We start from the raw sequence: 22,973 nt of genomic DNA, 5'->3' as shown, positions 1-22,973 counted from the left end.
AGACATTTGATATCACTGTTTCTCATGCACTCACCATTCTGGAGAGTAACAACAGCACGGAGGATGAACGCCGAAAGGCTCAGAAGCGCCTGCTAGAGGATAAATTGCCAGGGCTGGACCTAACCGTAGATTTTCTGCTCAAAGCAGTCATTGAGAATCAAGGCCGGTTTCTCAAGCAATCCGAGCTGCTTTGGATGATTCAGAACCCGGAGGTTGCAAAGCAAATTGATCGACGTTCATTCACTAACAAAATTGAGAAGGCCGCTTTTGTCTGGTTGCCCAAAGTGCGGCAAACCTCGCTAATTGCAGACCTGATGAACCGCTCTGGTTATCTCTCTCTGCTGAGCAACGCTGAGTATCGAGAGTCAGACGAGAAAGTTCAGCTATTCAAAACCTGGGCATTGTGGAATAGCAACGAAATCCGCCGCATATTGGGCCTCACCATCAATCGAGAGCATAGCGCCATCAAAATACTCAACAAGTTTCACAAGAAGCTCGGATATGAAGCGAAGGTGATTCGCAAAGAGGGAGGGCGAGGACAGCAGGAGCGCATTTGGCAATTGAGCAACTATCACGATGGCGATCGCGATGCTATTTTCACGGCGCTCACTCGCAAATATGGGGACTTAATGGCTCAGCAAGCCTCAGAACCGTATCACTCTGATACCGTAGTCACAACTTTTTCTAATGATCACCCACAAAAAGTTGTGACTACGCTGGCTCCAGTAGAGATGGAACAGCTGTCATTAAAAGGGCCACCATTCAGTCCCGGTGCTATCACAACCCGCGTTGGCTCTATAGGACAGTGGGTGATTCAAGCGATCGCAGACCAAACCGCAAAGGTGAAGCAGTTAAATGGTTGGGGTTTCGGAGAATTTCCACTCAATGAACTCACTTTGGTACAGGAGGCGATCGCATGAGCACCCCTGAATCAGAGCAGTTTGTGCCGTCTTTATCTCCCCCAGAAATCGAATGCATAACGTACTTATCCCAGCGGTATGGAACCCCAGTTCCGGAACTCATTGAGCATCTGCATCGAAACAGAGTCGAAGCTCAACTGGTTTCAGCCCTTGAGGGCATAAGTATTGAGGATTTCTACAACCGAACGATCGCTCAGCTAAAAGCTCAGTTAACAGAGTTTGGGAATGAACCCACCAACGATGGCAAAGCTCAAAGTTGATTGTCCAACAGTGCGCTTGAAAAAAATTAGGATGCAGAAAAGTGCAGAAAAGTGCAACTTTTCTAATTGATGTAAACAAGCCAAGCTATTGGAAATCGTCATTATCAATAGCTATTCAGGCTTTCAGGGTCTTCGAATCAGTACAAGTGGCCCATGCTTCTCACTTGGCTGAGGCGATCGCCCTCTACCACCTAGCCTCGAAGCTGCCATTCTTGAACAGCAGGAAGGTAGATCTTGAGGAACTTGCCCCGCCTCATGTAGTGCCACCCCTCAACCCACTCCCCAGACTCAATGAGTCGGCGCAAAGCTCGGACGCTATAGCCTGAGCCAAATTGCTCACTAAGCAGTATTGAGGCATCTTTGAGGTCGTAGAGCTTGGCATCTAAAGGAATTTGCCGCGTCTCAGGTTTAGCGATCGCTCGGGGAGGAGCAACTTGTTTCTCAGGTAAATATCTGCGTGGTGGCATAACTCATTGGAAATTACTGCATCTGGGCGATCGCCAAACACTTACCTCTAAGTCTTGTGTTGCATTAATTGCTTGAGACTCAAGGGATATTTAGCCAATCTCACAGCCAAAACTGAACAATGTAACTAAACACCTGATAGCCAAAAGCTGCTCAGGTGTGGAAGTAATGCAAGGGCTCTCATAAGGAAACCCCATGAATAGGGGGATACCCCATGAACCTATTGCCAAAATCATGCCAATCAGGAATGACTCAGGCGAGCAATAGAAGCCTGTTGGATGCCCTCGTTGTGGAGAACTGCTCGTTCCTGAACAAAAAAATTATGCTGCCGTTTTACGCCGTTTTACGCCACTTTTCACCCACCGCATGCCTAGAGACAAAAAAGTCAATCTTTAACCGTGGAGCAGTAAAAGCAAGTTGCTGTATGGGTGGTGATGGCTTGATAGGACGTGCGATCGCTTTTAGAACTTGCTTCTAGAGAACCGTGCTTGTTCAGCTTTTTTCAATACAGTGTCAAACAGCTTACGACCTGCTTCCTCAGTCTGTTTGCCTACTGCACCACTGTTTACGTCCGCACCTGTTAACTGGTTGACAATTTGTAGTTGAATGTCCTGATTGACTGTGGTTCCTGCGTTTTTAAGAGCATCCAACTGTTGCTTCAGAACGGCTTCTGCTGGACCCTGTGCCGCTCGTACTCCCTGAGGTGATGCGGTGGGCAATGTGGCAATCGGTCCTACCGCTGGAAGGAATGGGTTAATTGCTGCGGTCGGAGTACGATCGAAACCTGTGTTAGTGGCTTTAATGCCCGCTTCAAACTGCCCCCTACCACCAAAGCGATCGAGCAACTGTTGCTGAAACTCTCGCTGCTCTCTTCTGCGTCGTCTAGGGCTGGCGATCGCCCCTATCGCTTCAGCATTGGCCGAGTCCAGTGTCGTTGCTTGTCCTGCGAGTAACTCCTGCCTCCGATTAGCTTCTGATGCTGCTTGCCGAGCACCCTGCTCATCTAGCAATACACCTTGAGCCGCCAACGTCCCTTCTTGCTCTTGCTTCTTTTCCAATACCAGTTCTAGTGCCCGTAGTTGCTCAGGTGAGGTGTTTTTGTCCGCCCTAGCTTTGGCGATGTCAGCTTCCGTTTGTGCGGTGTCCGCTTGATTTTGGATTTGAGCAATTCGATTCCGAATCTTTTCTTGTTCCAGTAGCGATCGCTCTTTTTGAAACTCAAGCTCCTTTGACTGCCGAGTTAGTTCTTGTTCCCTTAGTAAGGATTGCACTCGAAGCTTAGCTGCTGCTTCTTGAATCTGTTTGCGTTTTGACTCAGAGGTGGTCAACTCACCCAACAGCTTGAACTCGTTTTGCACAAAGCTGTCTAAAGCCTGAGATAGACTCTTTCTTTCCTCCAGTAATCGGTTTTGATTCTCTAGTGACTTAGATTGAATATCTAGTGCCTGGGCTTGTGCTTCAAAACTTTGTTGAGTCTCGGTGAAAATGTTTTGCTGTGCAGCCGTCCTCTTATCGATCTGTCGTTGAATACTGTCGGTTAGTGCTTGCTGCTGGTCTTCTTCGTTCTTGAGAATGTCGCGGGTTAGCTCAGCAGTTCGGCGCTTGCTGTCTCTGATTCGGTTCTCTTGCTCCTCTTGCTCAGCCGCAGTTCCACCCGTAGGCAGAGCCTGGAGTGCTGCAAGCTTGTCCCTTTCTGCCGCCAGCTCACCATTGATGCGATCGCGGGCTAACTTCAGGTTTTCAGCTTCAGCATCCTCACGCTTTAGTTGTCCAGAGTTAATTAAGCGTTGGATTTGGGTTTGTCGTTCCACTTCAGCAGAAGCGATCGCATCAGATGCCCTACCCTCAGCCCGCTCAATCTCCTGTAACTTGATTTGCTGAATACGCTTGAGGCTTTCAATTTGCGATCGCTCTAGCTCGGTTCTCAGTTGCGTTTCTTCTACTGAACCCTTGGCCACCACTGAGAGGCGTTTCTCGATTTCTAATTGTTTTAGATTTGTTAATTCTCGTTCGCCCTCAATTTCTCCGGTCGCGCCACTGGCGATCAAATTCTCAACCACAGCAGTTTGAGCTTGAATAGCCTTTGCTTCAATATCGGCTACCTGCTTCCTCCCATCTACCCTGGCTTTAGCTAAATCAACCTGTAGCTGCTTTTCTTCATTAGATCCCTTGGCTACTGCGGAAAGACGTTTCTGGATCTCTGCCTCCCTAAGAGCTGTAGTTCTGCGCGCCGCCTCAATCTCCGAGATTTGTCCATTTTGAGCAGCGACCTCAACTTGAGCTGATTGAATCTGAATAGCCTTTACTTCAGCCTCGGCTACTTGTTTACGACCTTCGAGTCTTGTCTTAGCTAAATCCACCTGTAGTTGTTTTTCTTCGTTTGAGCCTTTGGCCGTTGCAGACAGTCGTTTCTGGATCTCTGCCGTACGAAGCTCCGTTAATTTCTTGGCCCCATCCAGTTCGGATATTTGGCCCGACTCTACAGCCAACTGTGTTTGCGATTGCTGAATTTGCAGTGCTTTAGTCTCAGCCTCAGCTACCTGTTTACGACCGGATACCGTTTCTTTGAGTAACTGGGCGTTGAGAGACCTAACCTGGGATGCCGCCTTTTTAGCATCTACGCTTCCCTCAGGAGAGTTCTTCAATATCTCCTGCTGTTGAGCGATACGCTTGCGTAACTCGTCTAGCTTTAGCTGGGTTAAGGTGCGGGTGCCTTCAATTTCGTTTACGTTGCCCGTCGCCAACGCCGCCTCTGTCTGGCTGATTTGAATTTTTGTACTTTCAATTTCTTGATCGCTAGAATCTTGCCTAACTTTGGCGATCGCTTTACGCGAAGCTAGTTGGGTTTTGAATTCAATAGCTTGGCTATCGCTGACAACCTGAAGTCTGCGCTTGGCCTCTTGTTCCGTTATCTTTCCAAGTTCTAGCTGCTGCTGGGTGGCTTCAATCAATGTTTGAGCCTGCTGCTGTAACTGAGCCGAGTCAATCCCTTCCCCTCCACTCTCTATGGCTCTCAGCGCTCCTGAAGCCTTCTCATCTAGCTGTTTGTAGGTATCGCCTAGAATCGCAGCCTTTTTCCCCTGAAGGACGACTTCTTGGCCTTGCCCCATTAGGGCTTTTTTAAGGTTTTCTAAGTTTGCAATTTCAGCATCCCGCTGTGCCTGAACCTCTGATGATACGGCTGGGATTTGCTTGTAAGCAGCAATCTGAGAGTTCAAAGCTTGGACAAGCCCTTGCGATCGCTGCCTAAGTGCCTCCTCTTTTTTGAGCTGCTGTTCGGTAAGCGTTTGTCCATTAGCCCGCGCTTCATTTAGCTGCTTAAGCGTCAAGACGGTTCTAGATGTTTCCCCTGTTAGTGAGTTTGAGGAATTAGTAAGTTCCTGGATAGCGTCTGCTGCATCATTAATTTGATTTAGCAGTAACAGCTCGGTTATTTTGCCAATACCTTCCGTAGCTTTAGCAATGATTTGGCCTAACATTCCAGCCAATGGACCCAGTGCTGCAAGCGTAGTGGAGGCTCCCTGGGCCAGGATGAAAAACAAATCTCTTGCAACAGGTGCGGCTTGCTTCAGGATGTCAACAGTTGCGTCAAGAGCAGGCCCTAAGCTCCTGCCAATGTCTTGCGATATTCTTAAAAGCCCTTCGGTAGTGGATTTTGTAAACGCAAGAATTGCATCTTGATTTAATTGAAGATACTCATATATCTCGTTCAGCCCGTCAACGATCGGATCGAGTAATGGCTCGCCAGCAATCCGTAATGTTTCCTGAAAAATTTCTTCGATGTTGCTGGAAACGCCATTAAAAGTCTTGGCGAGCTTCTCCTGACCCGCTACCGCGCCACTTAGTCTTTTAATCAGTTCGTCGTACAGCTGGCCCGATTGCTTGAGTTTTTCTACATCTGCGTTTCGCAGGTTTAATTGGCGGGCTAGTAAACTGTCAGAGGTGATCTGACCGCTCAAAATTGACCGGATCTCTTGGTTCGCCTGCGCGATCGGAATTTTCCAGGTGGTGAGTCCCGCAGCCGTCGCGATACTCAATTTCTCCGCCTTCTGTAAGTCGCCGCCGATCGCTGAAATGTTTGCTGCGACTACATCAAAGACCCCTAGCAAATCTCTGGATGTGATCCCAGCTAGAGATAGCGAATCTTTCCGCAACTGGGCGATCGCATCGCTTACAGGGCCTTCCAGTGCATCAATCGCTTTAGCTGGGTCAGTGATTACGACTCCACCCTGCAAAACATCGTTAGTGCTAGCAAGTGTCGCCTGCATAGAGAGCAGGGACTCACGGTATTCAATCGACTGTCCAATCAAAAGATCGAACGCAGGTCGAGCAGTTGCTGCAAGTGTTTGAATTGACCCAACTACGTTGTTAAAAGCAAAAGCGATACCGCCGATCCCTTTCTGCCAATCCGCGCCTTGCTGATTGGCCTGTTGTGCCGCTTGACCAGCAGCATTTCCTGCCTGTTGCGCGGCTGCGCCTGCTCCTTGGTAGACCCCCTGTAGTCGCTGTAGTTGCTCCAGTTCAACTCGCAACGCTCGCACCCCTGCGATCGCCTGATCGACAACAGCTTTAACAGTGAGTTGAATTTCGCGATTATTTGGAGCCACAGCGATCGCCTAGAGCACTACTGCTCTCACTGTTCCCGTTGTCGGTATGGGCGAGTGATCACTATTTGCCAAACCCAACTGCTTCAGGCCGTCCATTATTGGCAGCTTCCAGGATTGCCATCAGATCGCGCTGAGTTAGTGGGCGATCTGTGTCATCCTCTGCGGGTGTTGGCGCTTCAGGTTGCGGAGATTGGGCGATCGCCTCCTGTTCAAAGTAAGCCTTAGTAGACTGAAGAATGCTCAAGATGTCAGATGTCTTGAGATTGAAACGCCAGTCATTTTCGCCACGATAGTAAACCAACGACTCAGGTAGATTCGAGAAAATGTGGCGCAAGGCATTAGCAAAACTAGCTTGAAATGATGGGCTGATAAACAATCTAATTAGTTCTTGCTCATCACCCCTTAACTCAAAATTTTTGAATGGGTTGAGCAAAGTTAGTAGGTAAATGTCGCTCACCTGATTCAGGTCTGCGGTGTAAGTTTGCCCACGCAGCACGATCACGAGTGATTGGCTAAAGTTCAGTTCTTGCATTAATCTTCTTCTGGTGCTGGAATTCCTCTAAGCCTCACTATTCCCGCAATTACCTGGTCGCAGCGGAAGTTGCGATCGCCTAAGATGTTGCAAACGCTGGGCGATTCCTATGTCTGCTGGAAAACAAAAACCAAAGCTCAACTGGTACGAGTCAGATTCACCAGCATTGATAGTTGTGATGCTGATTGTGTTTTTCCCACTAGGGCTTTGGTCAATGTGGAGGTATGCAAAATGGCCCAATAAGACCAAGGGGATTGTAACTGGAGCAGTTGTAGCAATCGCTTTGGTGGCAGGAGTGGCTAGCCCAGATGAAGAGACTCAAGAGGCGGCTCAACCGTCACCAGTACCAGCGAAGACCATTACCTTTGCAGAGCAGCTCGAGACCCCTGTCGGACCACTACCCCTTGTCAAATACTCAGGAGATAGCTGCCTGTATGCCAAAGCAACGACTGCTCACACAGGTTATTACGGTATGGACAAGTTAAAAGATGAGCTTAAGAGTAAATACAACGTTACCTGTGTTTTCTGGGAGGAATAACCCCTGAATTGTTATTTGAATGTTAGGTTTCGCTATCAGTGTGCTTAGGCAGGAGTACGTAGCAAACTAAACAACTACTGATAACATAACTGCTTTGAAGAGGTGATCGCTAGAGATTGAGATACAGAGATTGATTGGAGCGATTTAGAAGTTTCGATCGTGCCTAAAAATGTTAGCTTTTGTTAATGTTTTTCAAGAATAACTAGAAAAATATGAAGTAGCGAAAGTAACTAAGGGCAGGAAGATTAGGCATCTAGAGCGATAGCCCTCAAACCTCGAATACTGAGCCTGTTTTCCTACTTTGGCTATCACACTTTGTAGTAGTTTTCAAAAGCCTTTTGTGATTTTTCTAGCCGATTCATTAGTTGGTGTAGGTGTGATGCCATTTTGGGCTTCTCGAAGCGCCACGATTCAACGGTGGTCAAGTACTCAATAAAATCTTTAGGCTCACAACTACTAGCTCCGTGCCACTTATGGAAGCCACGATGTAAGTCTTCGTGTATCGCTAGGAGATTGTCGTGAAGTGCAGCTAAATCTGGGCGAGTTGCACGGTCGAATAGATGATGTATGTGTAGGTCGAAAGGTGTATCAGGTTTTTGTCTCTCTAGAGTTGCCTGACATTTATGATTAGCTAGCGTTTTTACCTGATCCATTGCCTTTTGCACTTTCGCGTCAAATGAATCAAGGTACTTCCTTTGTTGCTCGATCGCGTCTTCATATACTTCAGCTACCGCTTCAGTCCAAGCTCTGCGAGACTTTTGTGCTAGCTTTTCAGTCATATCTTGTGCAATTCGAACGAGCCCACGCTGGCTCCAATATTCAACGTTTTCCACTTTTTCGAAGTGGACCCCTGGTTCCATTTGCGCAGGCCCTGACAAATTATTGCTATCTTGCACACGAGACCTAGCTGCATTGAGCCCCTTACCATTTGTGCCAAGAATTCGAATAACCTTTGGTCGCTCAATGAATACCAGATCACCTCTTACAATCACACCTTTCAGTTCTTGAACTTCAAGAATGACGCGCCGTCGTACCAACATCTGACGAGTTCGTTTTCGTCGGTTGGTAATTTTCTCAATAACTGCATCTATAAATCCAGCAAACTTTCCCGCAGTATCAGTTTCCTGAATGTACTTGGCGATTGCCATTGCCCCTTCTTCATAGAAGCGGCGAGTCCGGATGTTGGGGCTTAACCATTCAAAGTGTTCGTTCTCGATTAAATCCCATTGGTCATCATCACGGGCATCGAAGGCATCACAAATGTTGTAGAGCCGTTTCAGCTTAATTCCAAGAATTTGTGATGTCTCCTCAGCTGACATCAATTCATACTTGCGGTTGCTCATGTTGCTGGCTTATCACTTACTGTGGTTTGTGTTAACGGAATGCTAGGAGTGAATCCCGCATTTTTTGCAAGCGCTCAAACACTTCACGATTTCCCCCGTGGTCTGGGTGGTGTTGCATCGCCAAACGTCGGAAGGCTGTGTTGATGTCATCTGAAGTAGCTGTTTTAGGCTCAAGGCTAAAGACATGCCAAGGGCGGAAGTTTTTTAGGACATCAATCCCATTAATGCAAGTTGGTCCTTCTTCATGGCGTTCGTTTTCAGGTACGCCTACCCACTCGCGGTACAAGATGAGCCAGCCGTCCTTCTTCCGTAAATCAAGCTCGAGTCCAGCGATCGCAAGTTTGAAAGCTTCGTGTTTCTTTAGCTCTTTAACGTCACTACAGTTGAATGCAGCCACAACAGCAGCTTGAAGTTCTGCCATAGTGGGTTCTTTCGGCTTTGGCCTTTTTGATTTAGAGTCGGTACTCGTTGATTTTTTACGAGGTTTTGGTTGGGCCTGAGCAAATTCAGCGAATTCCCTCAATACCTGTTCGTCGTAGCCGTACTGTTTGACAAGCTCTTGAATCTTGGCTTCCATTGCGCTAGCCATAGCATTGCCTCTTTGTTCATTAATGTTGAAACTCTCTAGGGCCACTCAGTTATAGCTAAAGCTATAGAAGAGAGATGAGTCCGAAAAAGGTTCAAAGCTCTGTGATAGTATTCTCGGCTTTCTATCGAAACCCACGATTACCTAACCTCCACACGAAAACTTTATTTTTCGCTGGTCAGGTCCAGGGGCGATCGCGACTTCCTTACCTGCTGTAAGTGTCAATCCCACCGTCTCTCTTGGAGAATTTAAGCAATCGCAGTGCTGCAAAGGATTGAGCAAGCACTGAACCAACCTAGAGAAGGGATGCAAAATCATTTCTACAATGACTCTGACCCTGACTTGACCATCTATAAAATTATGAGAGCGAACTTGAGAGCAGGAAGATAACGACGCCAGGGGGGTGAGCAAAAGCAAAGCCAATGGTTTCAATGGGTTCATCGTCTAGTCGGAATCTTTCGGAATTTCTTGGAACGCTTAAACGCTGTAAACAGGTAAAAAACAGGCATAGAACAGGTAAAGCTTTAGAGGCGATCGCCTCTCAGAACTCTCTCAAAACTGGTTAGTAGGCGGAATGAGTAAAGCCAGAAGTGTATCCAGACTCAGGGTTCTTGTTAACCCTAGAAATTCGTATCCTCATCCAAAGTCAAACTACGAAGTATTTCAAGAGAATAAAAATGTTGAGTATAAATACTACAAAGATTTTCTTGTTAAGCACTATTATGGTTACCTTGTCAGGGTGTGGTGTTTCTGCGGGTTCTTCATCTTTAAGTACCACAAATAGCTATTCAAGTAGTATTGCTATAAAAGACTCTTCAGCTGCTGTTACTTACAAGGACTATTTTACTAGGGTCACCCACGATGGCTATTCGACTAACATCACTAGTCGTTCTAATAAACTCTCTGTCATTATCGATAATGGGCAAGAAAAGACTTTTAATAGTTTTACCGAATTATGCTTAAGTCGAACCCTATACAACGATATAAAAACTTCAATAGATGAAATACTTAAAGAAGTTAGTGCTACCGATTGTAGTCAAGCTGAAAAAAAGCTGTACAACCTTACAGAAATAGATTTAAGCAATAGCTCGATTTATAATTTATTGCCTTTTGTATGGTTTACAAATTTGCAAAAAATCAACCTAAGTAATACACAAGTTGTCAATCTAGTCTATTTGTCAAATTTGCATAAGTTAAATCACCTTGATATTACTAATACACAAGTTGATACTTTCCTTCATCTACGATCTGAAAACCTTCAATACCTTCATGCAAGTGGTACACAAATTGATAGTTTCCTTCACCTAACATCTGAAAGCGGCCTCCAGCACCTCGATGTAAGCGGTACACAAATTGACAGCTTTCTTCATCTGCCATCTCTAAACAACCTCCAGCACCTCGATGTAAGCGGTACACAAATTGACAGCTTTCTTCACCTGCCATCGCTTAGTAACCTAAGTTATCTAAATATTAGAAATACTGAAATTAAAGATTCTACATTTATGCCATCACTACCTAAACTAAAACGCCTTGATCAAGGTAATGAGTGATATGAATACAACCGAGCTAATGAAGGCTCGTATTTCATGGATTGATCGTGCTTTGGCAGCGATAAGTGCAATCAAGTAGGCGATCGCCCATCAACTTTAGCTAAAGCCTACTGACCTTAAAATATTAGCTTTTACTACCAGTGTCTTGAGGTGACGCAGGGTAGCGAATTAAACAACTACTGATAACACAACTGTTTTAAGGAGGCGATCGCTGTAAAATCACGATACAGAGAGTGATTCGGGAATTTTGAGCGGCCTAAAAATGTTAGCTTTTGTTAACGTTTTTCGAGAGTAGCTAGAAAAAATTTAAGGTAGCAAAAATAACTAAGGGTATGAGAATTAGGCATCTAGAGCGATCGCCACACGTCCCAAATTGGGACAACTGACTAAAGAGGATGAGTGAAAAGCTTGGCGCTTTTTGTCTGCTGAGCGATCGCGCGATTGAAGCAGATGCTGTGCCAATGATGGAGCTAAGTAACGCCAGACATCATCCGTCGCCACGAACAGTGGCTAATTGGAAGTGGTCCCTAATTGATGGGACGCCAAACAGGAAATTCATTGACTGTTTCTGCGGCTTCAAAGTCGGTGAGCCTCGTGTTCTTGGAGCCATCCACATTGATCGTGTAAATCTCGGTCTTCGGCTTGTACGCGATCGGTTGGAGAGCATAAATCAGCCGCTTGCCATCCAGAGACCAACTTGGAGATAAACTCCGATTACCAAATAGATTCTGCGTTACCTGAGTCTGACCAGACCCATCCGCATTCATCACATAGATGTTAAAACGCTCCTGGCGAAGTGAAGCAAAAGCAATTTGCTTGCCATCCGGCGACCAACTCGGAGAATCATCTGGGACTAAGTTATCTGTCAATCGAGTTGGGTTAGAACCATCTGCATCCACGACATAAATCTCAGTATTGACCATGCTAAGGCTCGTCACATGACGGCTAGAGGTAAAAGCAATGCGTTTGCCATCCGGAGACCAGGATGGCGACATGTCGCCTGCATCTTCGATTAGTTTGATTGGATTAGATCCGTCAGCATTCATCACATAAATGGCACCCAGCGGGAAAAAGCCACCGCTAACAGTTACGTGGAAGGCAATCTTTTTACCGTCAGGCGACCAAGTGGGAGAAGAACTGCTATACTCGCTCGTTAATTTGACTTCTCCAGTTCCATCCGCGTTCATCACATAGATTGAGCTTTCGCTTTTACCCGCTTGCACTTGGCCTGCAGAAAAAGCAATCCGCTGGCCGTCAGGCGACCAAGCAGGTTTGTAGTAGCTAGTCTCAGGATTGCGGCTGATCTTAGTTTGTCCAGACCCATCGGCATTCATCACATAGAGCGCCTCTATACCATCCCGGCTAGAAACAAAAGCAATCTCAGCATTCTTATTAGTCATGGGAAACGCCGAAGGAGTGGAATTAGAGGGCTTGAAAGACAAACTTGCGGTCCTAGCCTCTTTAGACACAGGATTGGCACAGGCATGGAGGAAAATGCTCAGTAAGCAAACCGTAGCAGCAAGACGATGCTGGACAGAATACATCAAGAGCTCACTTTGCTTATTGATGTATTTAACTTACCCAAACTCCGCTTGCACAGCGTTTAAGCCCAAAAGCCCAATTCAAGCTAAATCAAAAATCCGATCACCCGCTCCACCATAATCCCAGCACCTCCTTTACTATCCAAAAACCGCCCCAGCCAGAGCATCAACAACGGTACTTTACTGGTAAGGCGATCGCACCCAAGGGGCTATAGATGCAGGAGCGCTTTATTCCTGAAAGCCAACTGAGAGAGGTAGTGGCAGTAATGGTGAGGCAAGAGCTAGCCAAGATGCAGCAAAAGCATCGAATTAATTCCAGCTTGATTTATACCCTCATTCAGCAACACCCAAGAATCTTGCAACATCAGACTAAACAAGATAGAGCAGTTAACCTCAACTCAAACCGTTCCTCAGCTTCTCCGGCAGACAGTGGGATAATTCACCGCATCCTGGCCAGTTGGGCCAGGTGTGTTAGCAGTCAGAAGTATCTCTCCAGCAGGAGTGACCTGCCATGCAGTCGCTTCGGTCATTGAGGGAGGGATGGGAGAGGGAATTTCTGCACCTTGAATGTTGGATGTTGAATTAAGGAATTCCCGTTGTCTTCGAGTCTTCTTGTTCTCTACTCCTAGCCGCTGGTTGCTATTCGGATCTCTCCCACTATCTGTCTGCTGCGGTGTCACAGCTGACCTACGTCGATCGCGCCAGCCCGCATCATCGTCCAACTGTTGTTCAGGTGTGGGCGGTAAGCCACCTCGACCCGTGATCACAAACGAGTTTCCCTGGTTTGCAGCACAGCCACGAGCAATCAAGCGGGATGAGTCTACTAATTCAGTGGGTAATGCAACCAACCCAGCCGCCGGATCAATTTCTGCGGTCGTGACATCGAGCGTGCCGCTCAAGGTAGAAGTCGCTCCGGTGGCCGTGATGTCACTCAAGGGGGTGGAGGTAAGACTGGGCTGGATGCCATAGAGAGAGACGGCATTGATGCTGACATTGCCGCCCCGAAAGTCCTCAGAGTTAGCGCTGATGTTGCTGTCTTCGTTTGGCACAGCCACTATAAACCGAGTATCAATGGCGATGTTGCCACCAGGAATGCTTCTGCCAGTGGCGTCGGTTGTGATGTTGCTGCCGTTGCGTAAGATAATCAGGGGCGATCGCACATTGATATTTCCGCCGCCACCTGCTGTATCGGCTCGAATTCTACCCCCATTGTTGAGAAAGATGCGATTGGCATCCACGACCAAGGAACCGGCACTGCCAGTCCCCGAACTGCTCACGGTCACTTGAGCTTGGTTTTGGATACTAAGGTCTCCGGTGCGAAGATTCAAGTTGCCACCCGTACCACTGCCCCCGGTTTCTGCTGTGATAATGGAACCATTCCCGGTTAGGGTAATAGATTCTGGAGCTGTAATCGTCAACGTTCCACCTTGCCCCCGGCTGGATGTAGAAGCAGAGATTTGTGCGCCGTCTTGCAGATTCACCCGCAGATTTTGCCCGTTGCCGCTAGGTTGAATTGTCAAATCCCCAGCATCGCCAGCAGTAGTGGTTTGAGCAAATAGCCCACTGGTTGCCCCAAATAGTTGTAGATTTGGCGTATTCACCGTGATGTTACCTGCGCGACCGTTGCTAAATGCTGTGGTGAGCAATTGTCCGCCGCTGCTCAAACCTACGATATCGGCACTGACGGTGATATTGCCTGCGTCGCCCTCTCCAGAAGTGGAAGCTGAAAGTTTTGCGTTATTGAGGACTGAAAGCGATCGCGCGGTGATATCGATATCGCCACCCCTGCCCACGCCACTCGGCTCAAGCGTGCTGATGGCATCTCCACCATCAAACGAAACAGCATCACGCACTCGAATGTGGATATCTCCTGCTCTGCCTTCACCCTGTGCAGTTGTGATGATTTGTCCTTGGTCAGCGACGGAGAGGGAGCCTGCAGTGATAATGACCTCTCCGCTGCTACCTCGATTGCCCGAACTCACTGAGGTCACCACTCTACTGGGAGTGGGATTTGAAGGATTAGATTCTATTCCACGAATCTGGACAGAATCGCGAGCATGAATAGTGACACGACCCGAGTTACCTGTTCCATCTACATTGCTGGTATCCACAGATCCCCCGTTGGTCAGAAACAGGGAGCCAGTTGAGAGAGTGACATTGCCTCCCTGACCAACTGCTCCTCTTTGACTCACATCAATTCCGTCGACTGTAAATTCTGGACTCACTTGTGTGAGAATACCGCTGCTGTCGTTGCCGCTCTCATCAGCTCCCCCGCCATCTATCAAAATCGTGTTGTGGGCATTAATATTCACATTGCCTGCATTGCCCTGTCCGTTGGTATAGGAACCCAGGAAACCGCCCTGGGTGAGGAACAACGACCTTGTCGTGATATTGATACCGCCACCGTTACCAATGCCAGTCCCGTCTACGATATTGTAGATACCGCTTACCTGCCCATCCATGCCTCCATTTAAGGAGACGGTATCACGAGCAGTGATATTTACGCTGCCTGTATTTGCCGGTCCCCTCGTGCCCGAGATCAATTGACTGGCCTCTGTAATGGACAGTGATCCCGTCGTGATATTGATATCGCCAGTTCTGCCACCCCCGCCACGGTCGATCGTATTGTACACAAGACTGTTATTCCCAAAAGCGATGCGATCGCCCGCCATCAACGTGATGCTGCCCGTTGTACCCTGACTAAACAAGCGGTTTGCCAAGACACTTTCGTTAAAGACGATCGACCCTGTAGCGTCTAGCTCAACTCCGTCGGTTGTAGCATCAGGTGATGTTGAAGTGCTGGGAATCTCAAGCCACAGAGAACTGCCCAACAGGTCAATGTTGTTCCCCAGAAGCCGAATGCTACCGCTGTCACCAATGACGATAATGCCGTTAATCTCTCTGACTCTGAGAAATTCTCTTAAATTGATTTGACCCCCATTCCTCAAAGAAATATCTGCTCTAGATACTCCATTAGGAATTGTGAGCTGCCAGTCCTGGTTAGCCGTTGATAAACTCACTATCCCGACTCCACCCACTGCCCCCAACTCGATATAGCTGCCTGGACTCGTCAAGCGTCCATTTTCCAATTGCACCACTCCACCAACCAGCATCAGGTTTTGTCGGGGGAGAACTTGTAAGCCTGTGCCGTTGAACGTGGATTGGTTGATGATTGGCGGTGGCGTCAGTTGGTTAAAGAACAACGAATTGGGATTGACCGTAAGTAATTGACTCGGTAAGGGTTGCGTTGCATCGCTGCTAAACACTTCGCCGTTAGGAAAGCCGATCGCATTAGCAGTTGTGCCCATAAAGGAACCCTCGATATTCAGCGACGCATTTGGGCCAAACAAAATGCCGTTGGGGTTGAGCAAAAACAGGTTTGCTGTACCATTCGTTCGAATCGCACCATCGATATTCGAGGTAGAGCCGCCTGTAACACGGCTAAAAATGTTTTGCACACCAACGGCATTGTTGAAGAAAGCAGATCCTCCAGTGGGTACAGAAAATTGACTGAAGCTGTGGAACAGAGAATCCCCTCGCCTTGCTCCACCATCAATTTGCACAGCAGGATTACCTGTGACTTGCGATCGCTCTCCCACAGGAAGTGTATTGTCAGGAATGACTTGAGCAGCGATCGGTTGAACACAGATTAATGCGCTCACGATACTACTCGTCAAAACCCATACTCTCAAGCGCGGTCGGCTCATTTTGTTGTGCTCGTTCCATAGTTGCGAGCGACAAAAGAGGGTGGCTCTTGGCGCGATCGCTGAAGTCAAGATAAAGGAATTGGCAGAATTAAGACCAGGCAAGATAAGTAAGTTAACTCTACTTCACCCGTACGATCGCGCTTGTCCGTCACCTACTAGTAGAATTCGCAATTTCTGGATCTAAAAGCTACAAGACTAAGATTTTTATCGTGATTCCAAGCTACTCAGTGTGCGTAGTAATATATACCTAAGCGGGGCAACCTAAAAAACACCTCACTAAATATTTTTATGAACCTCGATGAGTTTGAGGGCCAGGTTAAAGATGCGCTTGAAGTTGGGCTCAACCGACTCCAAACGGTCACGCTTTTAGTCGTAAACCTAGAGCAACAGCTCGAATCGACCCGACAAAGCATGCAAGAGCTAACTCAAGTCGTTGATAACTTCATTACTGCCGAAAAGCAAAAACGAGACCAAGGCTAGAACTGAGTCCCTCGGAATGGCGAGAGGACTATCCAGCACAAACTTTTTCAATCGCGGCGACTAGCGCTTCTGGGTGGGTCGGCTTGACAAAATAACCCTGCACTCCCAATTGCAGTGCTCGTTGGCGCTCGGTTCGAAAGGCAAATGCTGTAAAGACGATGACAGGTAAATGTTGAAACTCTATGTTCTGTCGCAGTGCTTCTAGGAGTTGGTAGCCACTGATGCCGGGTAACTTCAAGTCCAGCAAAACAACATGCGGCTGAAACTGAGCCAGAGTTGAGAAAAAGCTACTGCCCTCTGCCAAACCCAGCACTTGGTAGCCTTGATGAGTGAGGTAGTCGGTCAGTAGTAATCGATTAAAGTCATCATCCTCAACTAACAAGACTCTTAGCGCTGGGCTCGGTTCAGAAATCGGGCCATCTGTCATGTCACTGCTTACGAATAAAAAGCAAAACTAACTAAAACCCTAGGTTAGAATTGCAGCTTTTGAGCTTCTCATATTGCATATTGCATACTTTACATGCGCTCTTTACATAGCTCAGTGATCACAAGACGCCTATTCATCAGTTCCACGTTGCTAAGTGCTAAGCCCGACCGCTAGAGCCATCCGACAGGCGTAGGGCGGGTTGAAGTGAATACGACGGCTAGAGACCTTAAGCAATTCAAGCAGGAAGCCTGCATGATGACTAAGAATGAGCACAAGCCGCCAACTGTCTCACTTGATGAGTTAGATAGGGAGGCGATCGCAGCATTGACCGCAGCAGCAAATCAACTTAGTCAGGCGTTGGCACTGCTAACTAAGCAGTTAGAAGAGAAGTACTCAGAACGGTGGATGACCCCTGAGCTGGCTGCCCGTGAGTTAGGCGTGACAGCTAAAGTATTGGACTATTGGCGAGAGAGCCCTGAGTTCGAACATGGCATTCACTATCGCAGTATTGCCAAGCCTGGAGCAGTGATTCAGCGTTGGCAGTACAACGTCCCTCAATGCCGACAGGCGTTAGCCAAGCCTCCAGAAAAGCGTAAGGCTTTTTGAATACTCGCCAATCTAGCTAATCAAATATTTGACTAATCACATAGCTGCGTACGCAGCTATTTACTGAACCAGTCATTCAGCTAGTAACTCGCAAACTAAATCGTTAAACTTTTTAGGCTTGGCTTCGCTAACTGCGATCGCTAAGATGCAGCGGTGTAGGGACTTCGAAGAGATGTGGAGCAAGCTAATGGCATCCTTCGAGAAGTGAGAATTTGAGAGAATGAAAGAAAACCGAAGCGAACTATTCAAATTCTCGAAACTCTAATACTGAAAGCCTGGTGCAGTGGACATGTGAGAGCTGAGAGAGATTGAAAGAAATGTCAGGTTGAACAAGTTAATGCTTGCAAGAGGATAGGAGCAATGCAGATTTGAGAGACGCAATTGGGGCGATCGCTAAATGGATGCTCAATTTTAGCTAATTCAAGATTAACTACTTGCTCATTGCATTTCAGAAATCACTCGTAAGGGTGCCTAACCCCATCGGTAATTTACTCTCCTCACCATGATGCTTCCCTTAGCAATCAATTAGGGTCATCTACGGCCTAGGAGAAACAAATGTCTAATGTGTATGTTGCTATGCGTGCTATCGGTGGTAGTGGCGGTAATCCCTTTGGATTCTACGGTGGTACGAACGGCACTCTACTTCAAAAAATTGGTGTTTGGGCTGAAGGGTGGATGGTCAAAGCAGTCCGGGTATGGCTTACTGATGGCACGATGCAAACCTTTGGCAATCCCAGCGGCTCTTACAAGGAGCACAGTTTTCAGCCTGGCGAACGCATGACCCGTCTGTCCTTATGGGGAAATGGAAAAGGAAGTCGCCTAGGCTGGATTGAGTTTGCCACCGATAAGGGTATTACGTTCAGTCATGGCATGACCGATTGGAAACGTAACCAAGAATATCCAATTGATATTGGTTCTGGAATTTGTTGTGGGGTTTTTGGCAGAGCTGGATCTGACATTGACAATATGGGTTTTGTCTTCTTGCAGAAGATTCGGAGCAGTCGATTGACGGATGTCACGTATCCCACATTGGGGCTACAAATGGCTGTAATTCAACCTAGAGTGATTGACTCAGAAGAGTTTCACAACAGTACCAGCAGGGAGCAAACTCAAACTTTTAGCGTTGAAGAAAAAATCACCCGGAAGTCGTCTTGGTCGATTACAGCAGGGCTAGAGTACTCCTACACCTCAAAAGTAGAAGCTGGCATTCCTGAAGTTGCCACGGTTGGCGCAGAATCAACTTGGAAAGTCAGTATTTCGGGTACCTATGGCAAGGAAGAGACTGAAGAATCCACCAAGAGATATGATTTTCCAGTGGTTTGTCCACCCAATTCGAGAGTAAAGGCAACAGCAACCATCAAAGAAGGAAAACTATCAGTGCCCTACAAAGGAGTGATAGAAGTTGTGCTGGAGGCAGGTAGCTCGTTTCGCTATCCAATCGAAGGAATCTATGAAGGAGTTTCCTGTTCTGAGGTGTATTTTGATATAGAAGAGATTGGGGCGGCAGGATACGAACTCTTTTGGAATGGTCAACGAGTCGGACATGAACCTACTTGGACTCGTCAACAAGCGATCGAAAATCTGGAGTGGAACAAAACTCAACGGCCAGATGTATTGGTTGAGGGGTGGTATAACGGCGAGAAAATGGGATATGAACTATTTTTAGATACTGTACGAGTTAAATTCGAACCTACTTGGACTCGTCAACAAGCGATCGCAGACCTAAGATGGCAGAGGCTTCAGAATCAAGGAAAAAATTACAAAGGCTGGTTTAACGGTGAGGATCTAAACACCTTAGCAGCAAAAGCAGAAGCAACTCCGGTAACTGTTTAGAACTGAGGTTTATGCATATTTCCGATAACACCTTGCCAGAAAGTCCTAAAATTTGCGCTTGAATTCATTTTCGCCTTGGCGTAATTTCGTCAAGGTGATTTTCTATATTTTTGCCCACGCCCCATGTCACTCCGGCGCTGGCTTCGGGACGGTCCATAGCCCCTCGGACGGCTTGAGCTGTCCAACGAGCTTCCCATCCTCGAAGATCGTCACTTTCCGATAATTCGCTCTCGGCACTTGGATGGCCAGGAAGAACTTGAACTGCGCAGCGTCAACGTCGGACTTCGGGCGCTTCAGTCGATAACGCAGCGTCAACTCTCCAGCTTTGGTCGTCACCCGCTCGACTTCGAAGATTCGGTCCGCCTTCGACGGATCGGGAGATGCAGCGAACACGTGCGCCACCATGAGGATTTGGCTCTTCTCGTACAGACTCGCCTCCGGATGGAACGGGCGGGGGTCACCCGCGATCGGTGCGGGATGGAACACCTGGTCGTACTCCTGGGGCGTCCGGATCAGCGCATAGAATCGCGGCTCGGCCTGCTCGTCCCAGTTGATCAGGAAGTTCTGGTACGCATACATCGGGATGCGATTGTAGCTCTCGGCACATTCCCGCGCCATCCCTGTGCTGCCCATGACCACCAGGAAGCTGGTCGCCACGCCGAGGACAATCGTCTTTAAGGGTCGCATAACTGAGTCTCCATGAAGGAACGGTGTGGCATTGCAACTCTCTGTGAAGTAGCACCAAGCTACCAGATATCAAGAACTCAAGCTTGCATTTAGTTTTGCCTTCATCGCCACTTCATTCAGGTAATAGTTGAACATCGAATGCTGAATAGGTGGTGCTGCAGCTATTCAGTGACTTAGCTAACTAACCAACTGCGTACGCAGTTAATCACCTGGCTAACCAATCAGCTAGTAACTCACAGACTAAATCACTGAACTCCTTAGGCTTGGCATCGCTAGCCGCGATCGCCTCACGTAGTAGCTTCTGCTTTACTTGCAGATGCATAGATGCGGGAATATAGGCCGATACCTGTTTGTAATCACTGCTGCTTCGCTTCCCCTTAGCTCTCACCCTTTTGGGTGAATCAACTTCTACTTTTGGCTCAGTGTCTGCTTTAGGTGCGATCGCGCTTGGCTGCTCATCCTCTGGTTCCGGTTGCGACTCCATATCAAGCTCTGGTTCTGACACCCTTGTTTTGACAGCATCAAAAATGCCCTTAAGCTTGCCTGCTCTTTCGTCCTTGCTCATGCCAACACCTCATGCCCAACGGCTTCATAGCAGCGCCAAGCGATTTTTGCCATTGAATCCTTAACCTCGTAAACGGGCACCCCGACCAAAGCGGCCCGCTGGAATGCAAGCAGCCGTCTGATTTCGGATTCAAAGACGGGCAATCCAGCCTCAGTTAAAGTGGCTCGTGCTAATTCAGCATCCTTATTTGGCTTAGGGGAGGTCAGAGTGATCAGGATTCGGTACTGGTCCGCTCCAAGCTCTCGCATAGCCTCAACAGTTTGTGCCAAGGCTTCCATTGCTAAGGCATCAGGTGAGGAAGGGATGATCATTAGGTCACAGCCTTCAGCGATCGCCTTTAGGTCATCCGCCCCTGGTCGGGCGGCGGTGTCGATGACGATGTGCTCAAACTGCCGAGCAAACTTTGGACCTTGCCGCTCATCCACCACCTTGAAAGGCAAACTTCCCCGCTGTGCCCAACCAAGAGCAGAGCGGTTAGCGTCTCCATCAATGAGTAAGGTAGGCGCTTTTTTCTGCAAGTAGCAGGCAAGGTGGATAGCTGTGGTGGTTTTGCCAACCCCACCTTTGTAGGCAACGATTGTGATTATCATTGAATTTAATTGCAAACACTTAACTAGCCAGCCTGCCAGATTTTTGGTGAACTGGCTAGCCTTCCTGCTAAAAACTTAGCTACTTAACAGCTTAACTAAGCAAACAACTAACTATCTAAATACCTGCGTACGCAGTTAGCTAGGTAAGCAATTAAAGCTTTAGTCCAGAGTGTTAGTCCAAGCTTATATCTGCTACCACTATTACTCTTGCAATCAGAGGCTTCTGTATCTCTGAGTTATTGCGCGTCCCGCAACACATCAACAAAGGAGCTTGGGGCGATCGCGTCTTTAAGTTTCTAGGCGAGATTGAAAGATTGAACGTTTGAGATTTGCTAGCTTGGTGCTACTTCATAGGGAATAACGATGGCACCACGAGCAAGACGTTCATTTTTTACTGCCCCTCAACTACTCATTGGTTGTGCCATCGTTGCTCCCTGTGGTTTCATTGCCTATGTCTTGCTTGTTGCTTTCGCTGTCCCCCGTCTGCTAAATACTCATAGGGTTGTTCCAACTTATGCTGGATTTTACATTCAATATCCCAACCTTGCTGGGAAAGTATCCAACCTCCAGTGTGTAACTAATAGTCTAGACAGGACAGCTTACGCTTATTCCCACCATTGCCGCTTCAATGTGAACTTATCAAATATCGAGCAGTTTATTAGGGAGAGCCAATTACTCCCTCAGGATGGAGAGTGTGCCAACATGAATGCGCCGCCCGCAGGAAGGTATCCTCCAGCATCGTGGAAACCGTCAGACGTTCAGGAGGGAGGAGAATGTTACATCAACAACCAATATCGAGGAGTTCCAGGAGCTTACGTTGATCGGTTGCTTCTGTTGTATTCTCCAACCAGCCAACTTGCTTACATGCAGGCGAATGATTGAGAAAGCTGGACGGGAAATACAAGTAGCGACTGCCACCTACAAATTAGCGAGATTAACGGCCTTAAAGAGCTAGGTGAAAGAGTGAAAGGGGCGATCGCTCAGAATGTTATCAACTAGTCATATGAATACTCGAAGCAATTGGAAGCTTAAGTGTTGTGGTACTGGCTGCTTTAGTGCTATTGCTCACAAAGAGACTACGTAAGGGGCTTCAATGGAAAAACAATTACTTCGATTCCTCATTGTTTGTGCCATTGTTGTTCCCTATTGTTTCATTGCTTATTTCTCACTCCTTAGGTTCGCTGTTCCCCGTCTGCTGAATACCCGTAGTGCCATCCCAACTTATGCTGGGTTCTACCTTCAATATCCCAATCTTGTTGGGAAAGCATCCAACATTCAGTGTGTAACTAATGGTCAAAGGGATGCAGATTACGGTTATTCCTACTCTTGTCGCTTTAATGTGAATTTATCAAATATTGAGAAGTTTATTGAGCAGAAGCGATTACTCGCTCAGGATTTTGAAGCTTGTCTAGACATAGATGTTGCGACAAACATGGGTGAGTATTCTCCAGCACCTTCGTGGAAACCGTCAGATCTTGAGGTGGGAGGAGAATGTTACACGAGCGGCCAATTTGCCAGTGACTCGGTGTTGCTGTTGTATTCTCCAACCAGCCAACTTGCTTACATGCAGGAGAATGATTGAAGAGGTAAGGGGCTCGCCCCCGAGCCCTCCGAGTTTCTAGCCCCTGAGCCCCTTACCTTACCCCTGCTGCGCCCTCAAAAATTTATCCTAGTGAATAGCAGCGCGATTTTCCACTAGGACTAAACTGGACGAATTCTCTGGATGAGCTGAAAAG

At 47.5% G+C, this 22,973-nt stretch carries 21 protein-coding genes; 9 read left to right on the top strand and 12 right to left on the bottom strand.

Features of this window, described 5'->3' with window-relative positions; translation table 11 throughout:
* Positions 1 to 920: hypothetical protein (locus NDA01_RS24280; protein ID WP_348230031.1), on the top strand; the 920-nt coding region annotated here is incomplete at its 5' end.
* Positions 917 to 1,180 carry a hypothetical protein gene (locus NDA01_RS24275; RefSeq protein ID WP_348230030.1) on the top strand — a complete coding sequence of 88 codons (264 nt, stop codon included), beginning with the start codon at positions 917 to 919 and terminating at the stop codon, positions 1,178 to 1,180. The genes NDA01_RS24280 and NDA01_RS24275, both read left to right, overlap by 4 nt.
* 191 nt (positions 1,181 to 1,371) lie before the next feature.
* Here NDA01_RS24275 and NDA01_RS24270 read toward each other — a convergent pair whose 3' ends face one another.
* From NDA01_RS24270 to NDA01_RS24260, 3 genes are all read right to left on the bottom strand, one after another.
* Positions 1,372 to 1,647 carry a hypothetical protein gene (locus NDA01_RS24270; protein ID WP_348230029.1) on the bottom strand — a complete coding sequence of 92 codons (276 nt, stop codon included), beginning with the start codon at positions 1,645 to 1,647 and terminating at the stop codon, positions 1,372 to 1,374.
* Between the two features lie 459 nt (positions 1,648 to 2,106).
* Positions 2,107 to 6,252, bottom strand: coding sequence for a hypothetical protein (locus tag NDA01_RS24265; protein WP_348230028.1), 4,146 nt, complete (start codon positions 6,250 to 6,252; stop codon positions 2,107 to 2,109).
* Positions 6,253 to 6,313: 61 nt separating this feature from the next.
* On the bottom strand, positions 6,314 to 6,784 hold the full coding sequence (locus tag NDA01_RS24260; RefSeq protein WP_348230027.1) for a hypothetical protein: 471 nt from the start codon (positions 6,782 to 6,784) through the stop codon (positions 6,314 to 6,316).
* A gap of 109 nt (positions 6,785 to 6,893) precedes the next feature.
* Here NDA01_RS24260 and NDA01_RS24255 point away from each other — a divergent pair, with 109 nt between their 5' ends.
* Positions 6,894 to 7,322, top strand: coding sequence for a hypothetical protein (locus tag NDA01_RS24255; protein ID WP_348230026.1), 429 nt, complete (start codon positions 6,894 to 6,896; stop codon positions 7,320 to 7,322).
* Positions 7,323 to 7,630: 308 nt separating this feature from the next.
* On the opposite strand, the gene NDA01_RS24250 is transcribed toward NDA01_RS24255, so the two are convergent.
* Both NDA01_RS24250 and NDA01_RS24245 read right to left on the bottom strand, forming a co-directional pair.
* Entirely contained in the window at positions 7,631 to 8,665 is a 1,035-nt protein-coding gene (locus NDA01_RS24250) for a hypothetical protein (RefSeq protein ID WP_348230025.1), read from the bottom strand.
* Between the two features lie 31 nt (positions 8,666 to 8,696).
* Positions 8,697 to 9,254 carry a J domain-containing protein gene (locus NDA01_RS24245; protein WP_348230024.1) on the bottom strand — a complete coding sequence of 186 codons (558 nt, stop codon included), beginning with the start codon at positions 9,252 to 9,254 and terminating at the stop codon, positions 8,697 to 8,699.
* A gap of 674 nt (positions 9,255 to 9,928) precedes the next feature.
* Here NDA01_RS24245 and NDA01_RS24240 point away from each other — a divergent pair.
* Positions 9,929 to 10,801 (top strand): leucine-rich repeat domain-containing protein, encoded by an 873-nt coding sequence (locus NDA01_RS24240; protein WP_348230023.1) that lies wholly within the window; start codon positions 9,929 to 9,931, stop codon positions 10,799 to 10,801.
* Between the two features lie 339 nt (positions 10,802 to 11,140).
* Here NDA01_RS24240 and NDA01_RS24235 read toward each other — a convergent pair whose 3' ends face one another.
* The 3 genes from NDA01_RS24235 to NDA01_RS24225 form a co-directional block, all read right to left on the bottom strand.
* A complete protein-coding gene (locus NDA01_RS24235) occupies positions 11,141 to 11,302 on the bottom strand; it encodes a hypothetical protein (RefSeq protein WP_348230022.1) in 162 nt (53 codons plus the stop codon).
* A 26-nt stretch (positions 11,303 to 11,328) separates the two neighbouring features.
* Positions 11,329 to 12,201 (bottom strand): eIF2A-related protein, encoded by an 873-nt coding sequence (locus tag NDA01_RS24230; protein ID WP_348230021.1) that lies wholly within the window; start codon positions 12,199 to 12,201, stop codon positions 11,329 to 11,331.
* Positions 12,202 to 12,752: 551 nt separating this feature from the next.
* Entirely contained in the window at positions 12,753 to 16,004 is a 3,252-nt protein-coding gene (locus NDA01_RS24225) for a two-partner secretion domain-containing protein (protein WP_348230020.1), read from the bottom strand.
* Between the two features lie 333 nt (positions 16,005 to 16,337).
* On the opposite strand from NDA01_RS24225, the gene NDA01_RS24220 reads away from it, so the two are divergent.
* Complete coding sequence (locus tag NDA01_RS24220; RefSeq protein WP_348230019.1) at positions 16,338 to 16,529, top strand: hypothetical protein; 192 nt, start codon at positions 16,338 to 16,340, stop codon at positions 16,527 to 16,529.
* 28 nt (positions 16,530 to 16,557) lie between these two features.
* On the opposite strand, the gene NDA01_RS24215 is transcribed toward NDA01_RS24220, so the two are convergent.
* The gene (locus NDA01_RS24215) at positions 16,558 to 16,956 is read right to left on the bottom strand and encodes a response regulator (RefSeq protein WP_348230018.1); all 399 of its coding nucleotides are present in this window, start codon (positions 16,954 to 16,956) and stop codon (positions 16,558 to 16,560) included.
* A 252-nt stretch (positions 16,957 to 17,208) separates the two neighbouring features.
* Between NDA01_RS24215 and NDA01_RS24210 the strand changes: the two genes are divergently transcribed.
* The gene (locus tag NDA01_RS24210) at positions 17,209 to 17,562 is read left to right on the top strand and encodes a hypothetical protein (protein WP_348230017.1); all 354 of its coding nucleotides are present in this window, start codon (positions 17,209 to 17,211) and stop codon (positions 17,560 to 17,562) included.
* Positions 17,563 to 18,117: 555 nt separating this feature from the next.
* Entirely contained in the window at positions 18,118 to 19,395 is a 1,278-nt protein-coding gene (locus tag NDA01_RS24205; RefSeq protein WP_348230016.1) for a jacalin-like lectin, read from the top strand.
* Positions 19,396 to 19,521: 126 nt separating this feature from the next.
* Here the strand turns inward: NDA01_RS24205 and NDA01_RS24200 are convergent, their stop codons facing one another.
* From NDA01_RS24200 to NDA01_RS24190, 3 genes are all read right to left on the bottom strand, one after another.
* A complete protein-coding gene (locus tag NDA01_RS24200; protein WP_348230015.1) occupies positions 19,522 to 20,082 on the bottom strand; it encodes a hypothetical protein in 561 nt (186 codons plus the stop codon).
* A 205-nt stretch (positions 20,083 to 20,287) separates the two neighbouring features.
* A complete protein-coding gene (locus NDA01_RS24195) occupies positions 20,288 to 20,647 on the bottom strand; it encodes a hypothetical protein (RefSeq protein WP_348230014.1) in 360 nt (119 codons plus the stop codon).
* A complete protein-coding gene (locus NDA01_RS24190) occupies positions 20,644 to 21,237 on the bottom strand; it encodes a nucleotide-binding protein (RefSeq protein ID WP_348230013.1) in 594 nt (197 codons plus the stop codon). Before NDA01_RS24190 ends, NDA01_RS24195 begins: the two co-directional genes overlap by 4 nt.
* A 363-nt stretch (positions 21,238 to 21,600) precedes the next feature.
* On the opposite strand from NDA01_RS24190, the gene NDA01_RS24185 reads away from it, so the two are divergent.
* Positions 21,601 to 22,119: a hypothetical protein gene (locus tag NDA01_RS24185; RefSeq protein WP_348230012.1), complete on the top strand. Its 519-nt coding sequence runs from the start codon at positions 21,601 to 21,603 to the stop codon at positions 22,117 to 22,119.
* Between the two features lie 211 nt (positions 22,120 to 22,330).
* The gene (locus NDA01_RS24180) at positions 22,331 to 22,819 is read left to right on the top strand and encodes a hypothetical protein (RefSeq protein ID WP_348230011.1); all 489 of its coding nucleotides are present in this window, start codon (positions 22,331 to 22,333) and stop codon (positions 22,817 to 22,819) included.
* Positions 22,820 to 22,973 lie beyond the last annotated feature (154 nt).

The sequence above is a fragment of the Trichocoleus desertorum AS-A10 genome (assembly GCF_039962155.1).
In the GTDB taxonomy this organism is placed as follows: Bacteria; Cyanobacteriota; Cyanobacteriia; order FACHB-46; family FACHB-46; genus Trichocoleus.
Note: the sequence above shows the minus strand (reverse complement) of the source record. Positions and strands in the feature narration are given on the sequence as shown.

Excerpts from the sequence above, each read along its gene's own strand:
- NDA01_RS24275 (WP_348230030.1), top strand. The coding sequence starts at position 917 with ATGAGCACCCCTGAATCAGAGCAGTTTGTGCCGTCTTTATCTCCCCCA.
- NDA01_RS24270 (WP_348230029.1), bottom strand. The coding sequence starts at position 1,647 with ATGCCACCACGCAGATATTTACCTGAGAAACAAGTTGCTCCTCCCCGA.
- NDA01_RS24260 (WP_348230027.1), bottom strand. The coding sequence starts at position 6,784 with ATGCAAGAACTGAACTTTAGCCAATCACTCGTGATCGTGCTGCGTGGG.
- NDA01_RS24255 (WP_348230026.1), top strand. The coding sequence starts at position 6,894 with ATGTCTGCTGGAAAACAAAAACCAAAGCTCAACTGGTACGAGTCAGAT.
- NDA01_RS24250 (WP_348230025.1), bottom strand. The coding sequence starts at position 8,665 with ATGAGCAACCGCAAGTATGAATTGATGTCAGCTGAGGAGACATCACAA.
- NDA01_RS24245 (WP_348230024.1), bottom strand. The coding sequence starts at position 9,254 with ATGGCTAGCGCAATGGAAGCCAAGATTCAAGAGCTTGTCAAACAGTAC.
- NDA01_RS24240 (WP_348230023.1), top strand. The coding sequence starts at position 9,929 with ATGTTGAGTATAAATACTACAAAGATTTTCTTGTTAAGCACTATTATG.
- NDA01_RS24230 (WP_348230021.1), bottom strand. The coding sequence starts at position 12,201 with ATGACTAATAAGAATGCTGAGATTGCTTTTGTTTCTAGCCGGGATGGT.
- NDA01_RS24220 (WP_348230019.1), top strand. The coding sequence starts at position 16,338 with ATGAACCTCGATGAGTTTGAGGGCCAGGTTAAAGATGCGCTTGAAGTT.
- NDA01_RS24215 (WP_348230018.1), bottom strand. The coding sequence starts at position 16,956 with ATGACAGATGGCCCGATTTCTGAACCGAGCCCAGCGCTAAGAGTCTTG.
- NDA01_RS24210 (WP_348230017.1), top strand. The coding sequence starts at position 17,209 with ATGATGACTAAGAATGAGCACAAGCCGCCAACTGTCTCACTTGATGAG.
- NDA01_RS24205 (WP_348230016.1), top strand. The coding sequence starts at position 18,118 with ATGTCTAATGTGTATGTTGCTATGCGTGCTATCGGTGGTAGTGGCGGT.
- NDA01_RS24200 (WP_348230015.1), bottom strand. The coding sequence starts at position 20,082 with ATGCGACCCTTAAAGACGATTGTCCTCGGCGTGGCGACCAGCTTCCTG.
- NDA01_RS24195 (WP_348230014.1), bottom strand. The coding sequence starts at position 20,647 with ATGAGCAAGGACGAAAGAGCAGGCAAGCTTAAGGGCATTTTTGATGCT.
- NDA01_RS24190 (WP_348230013.1), bottom strand. The coding sequence starts at position 21,237 with ATGATAATCACAATCGTTGCCTACAAAGGTGGGGTTGGCAAAACCACC.
- NDA01_RS24185 (WP_348230012.1), top strand. The coding sequence starts at position 21,601 with ATGGCACCACGAGCAAGACGTTCATTTTTTACTGCCCCTCAACTACTC.
- NDA01_RS24180 (WP_348230011.1), top strand. The coding sequence starts at position 22,331 with ATGGAAAAACAATTACTTCGATTCCTCATTGTTTGTGCCATTGTTGTT.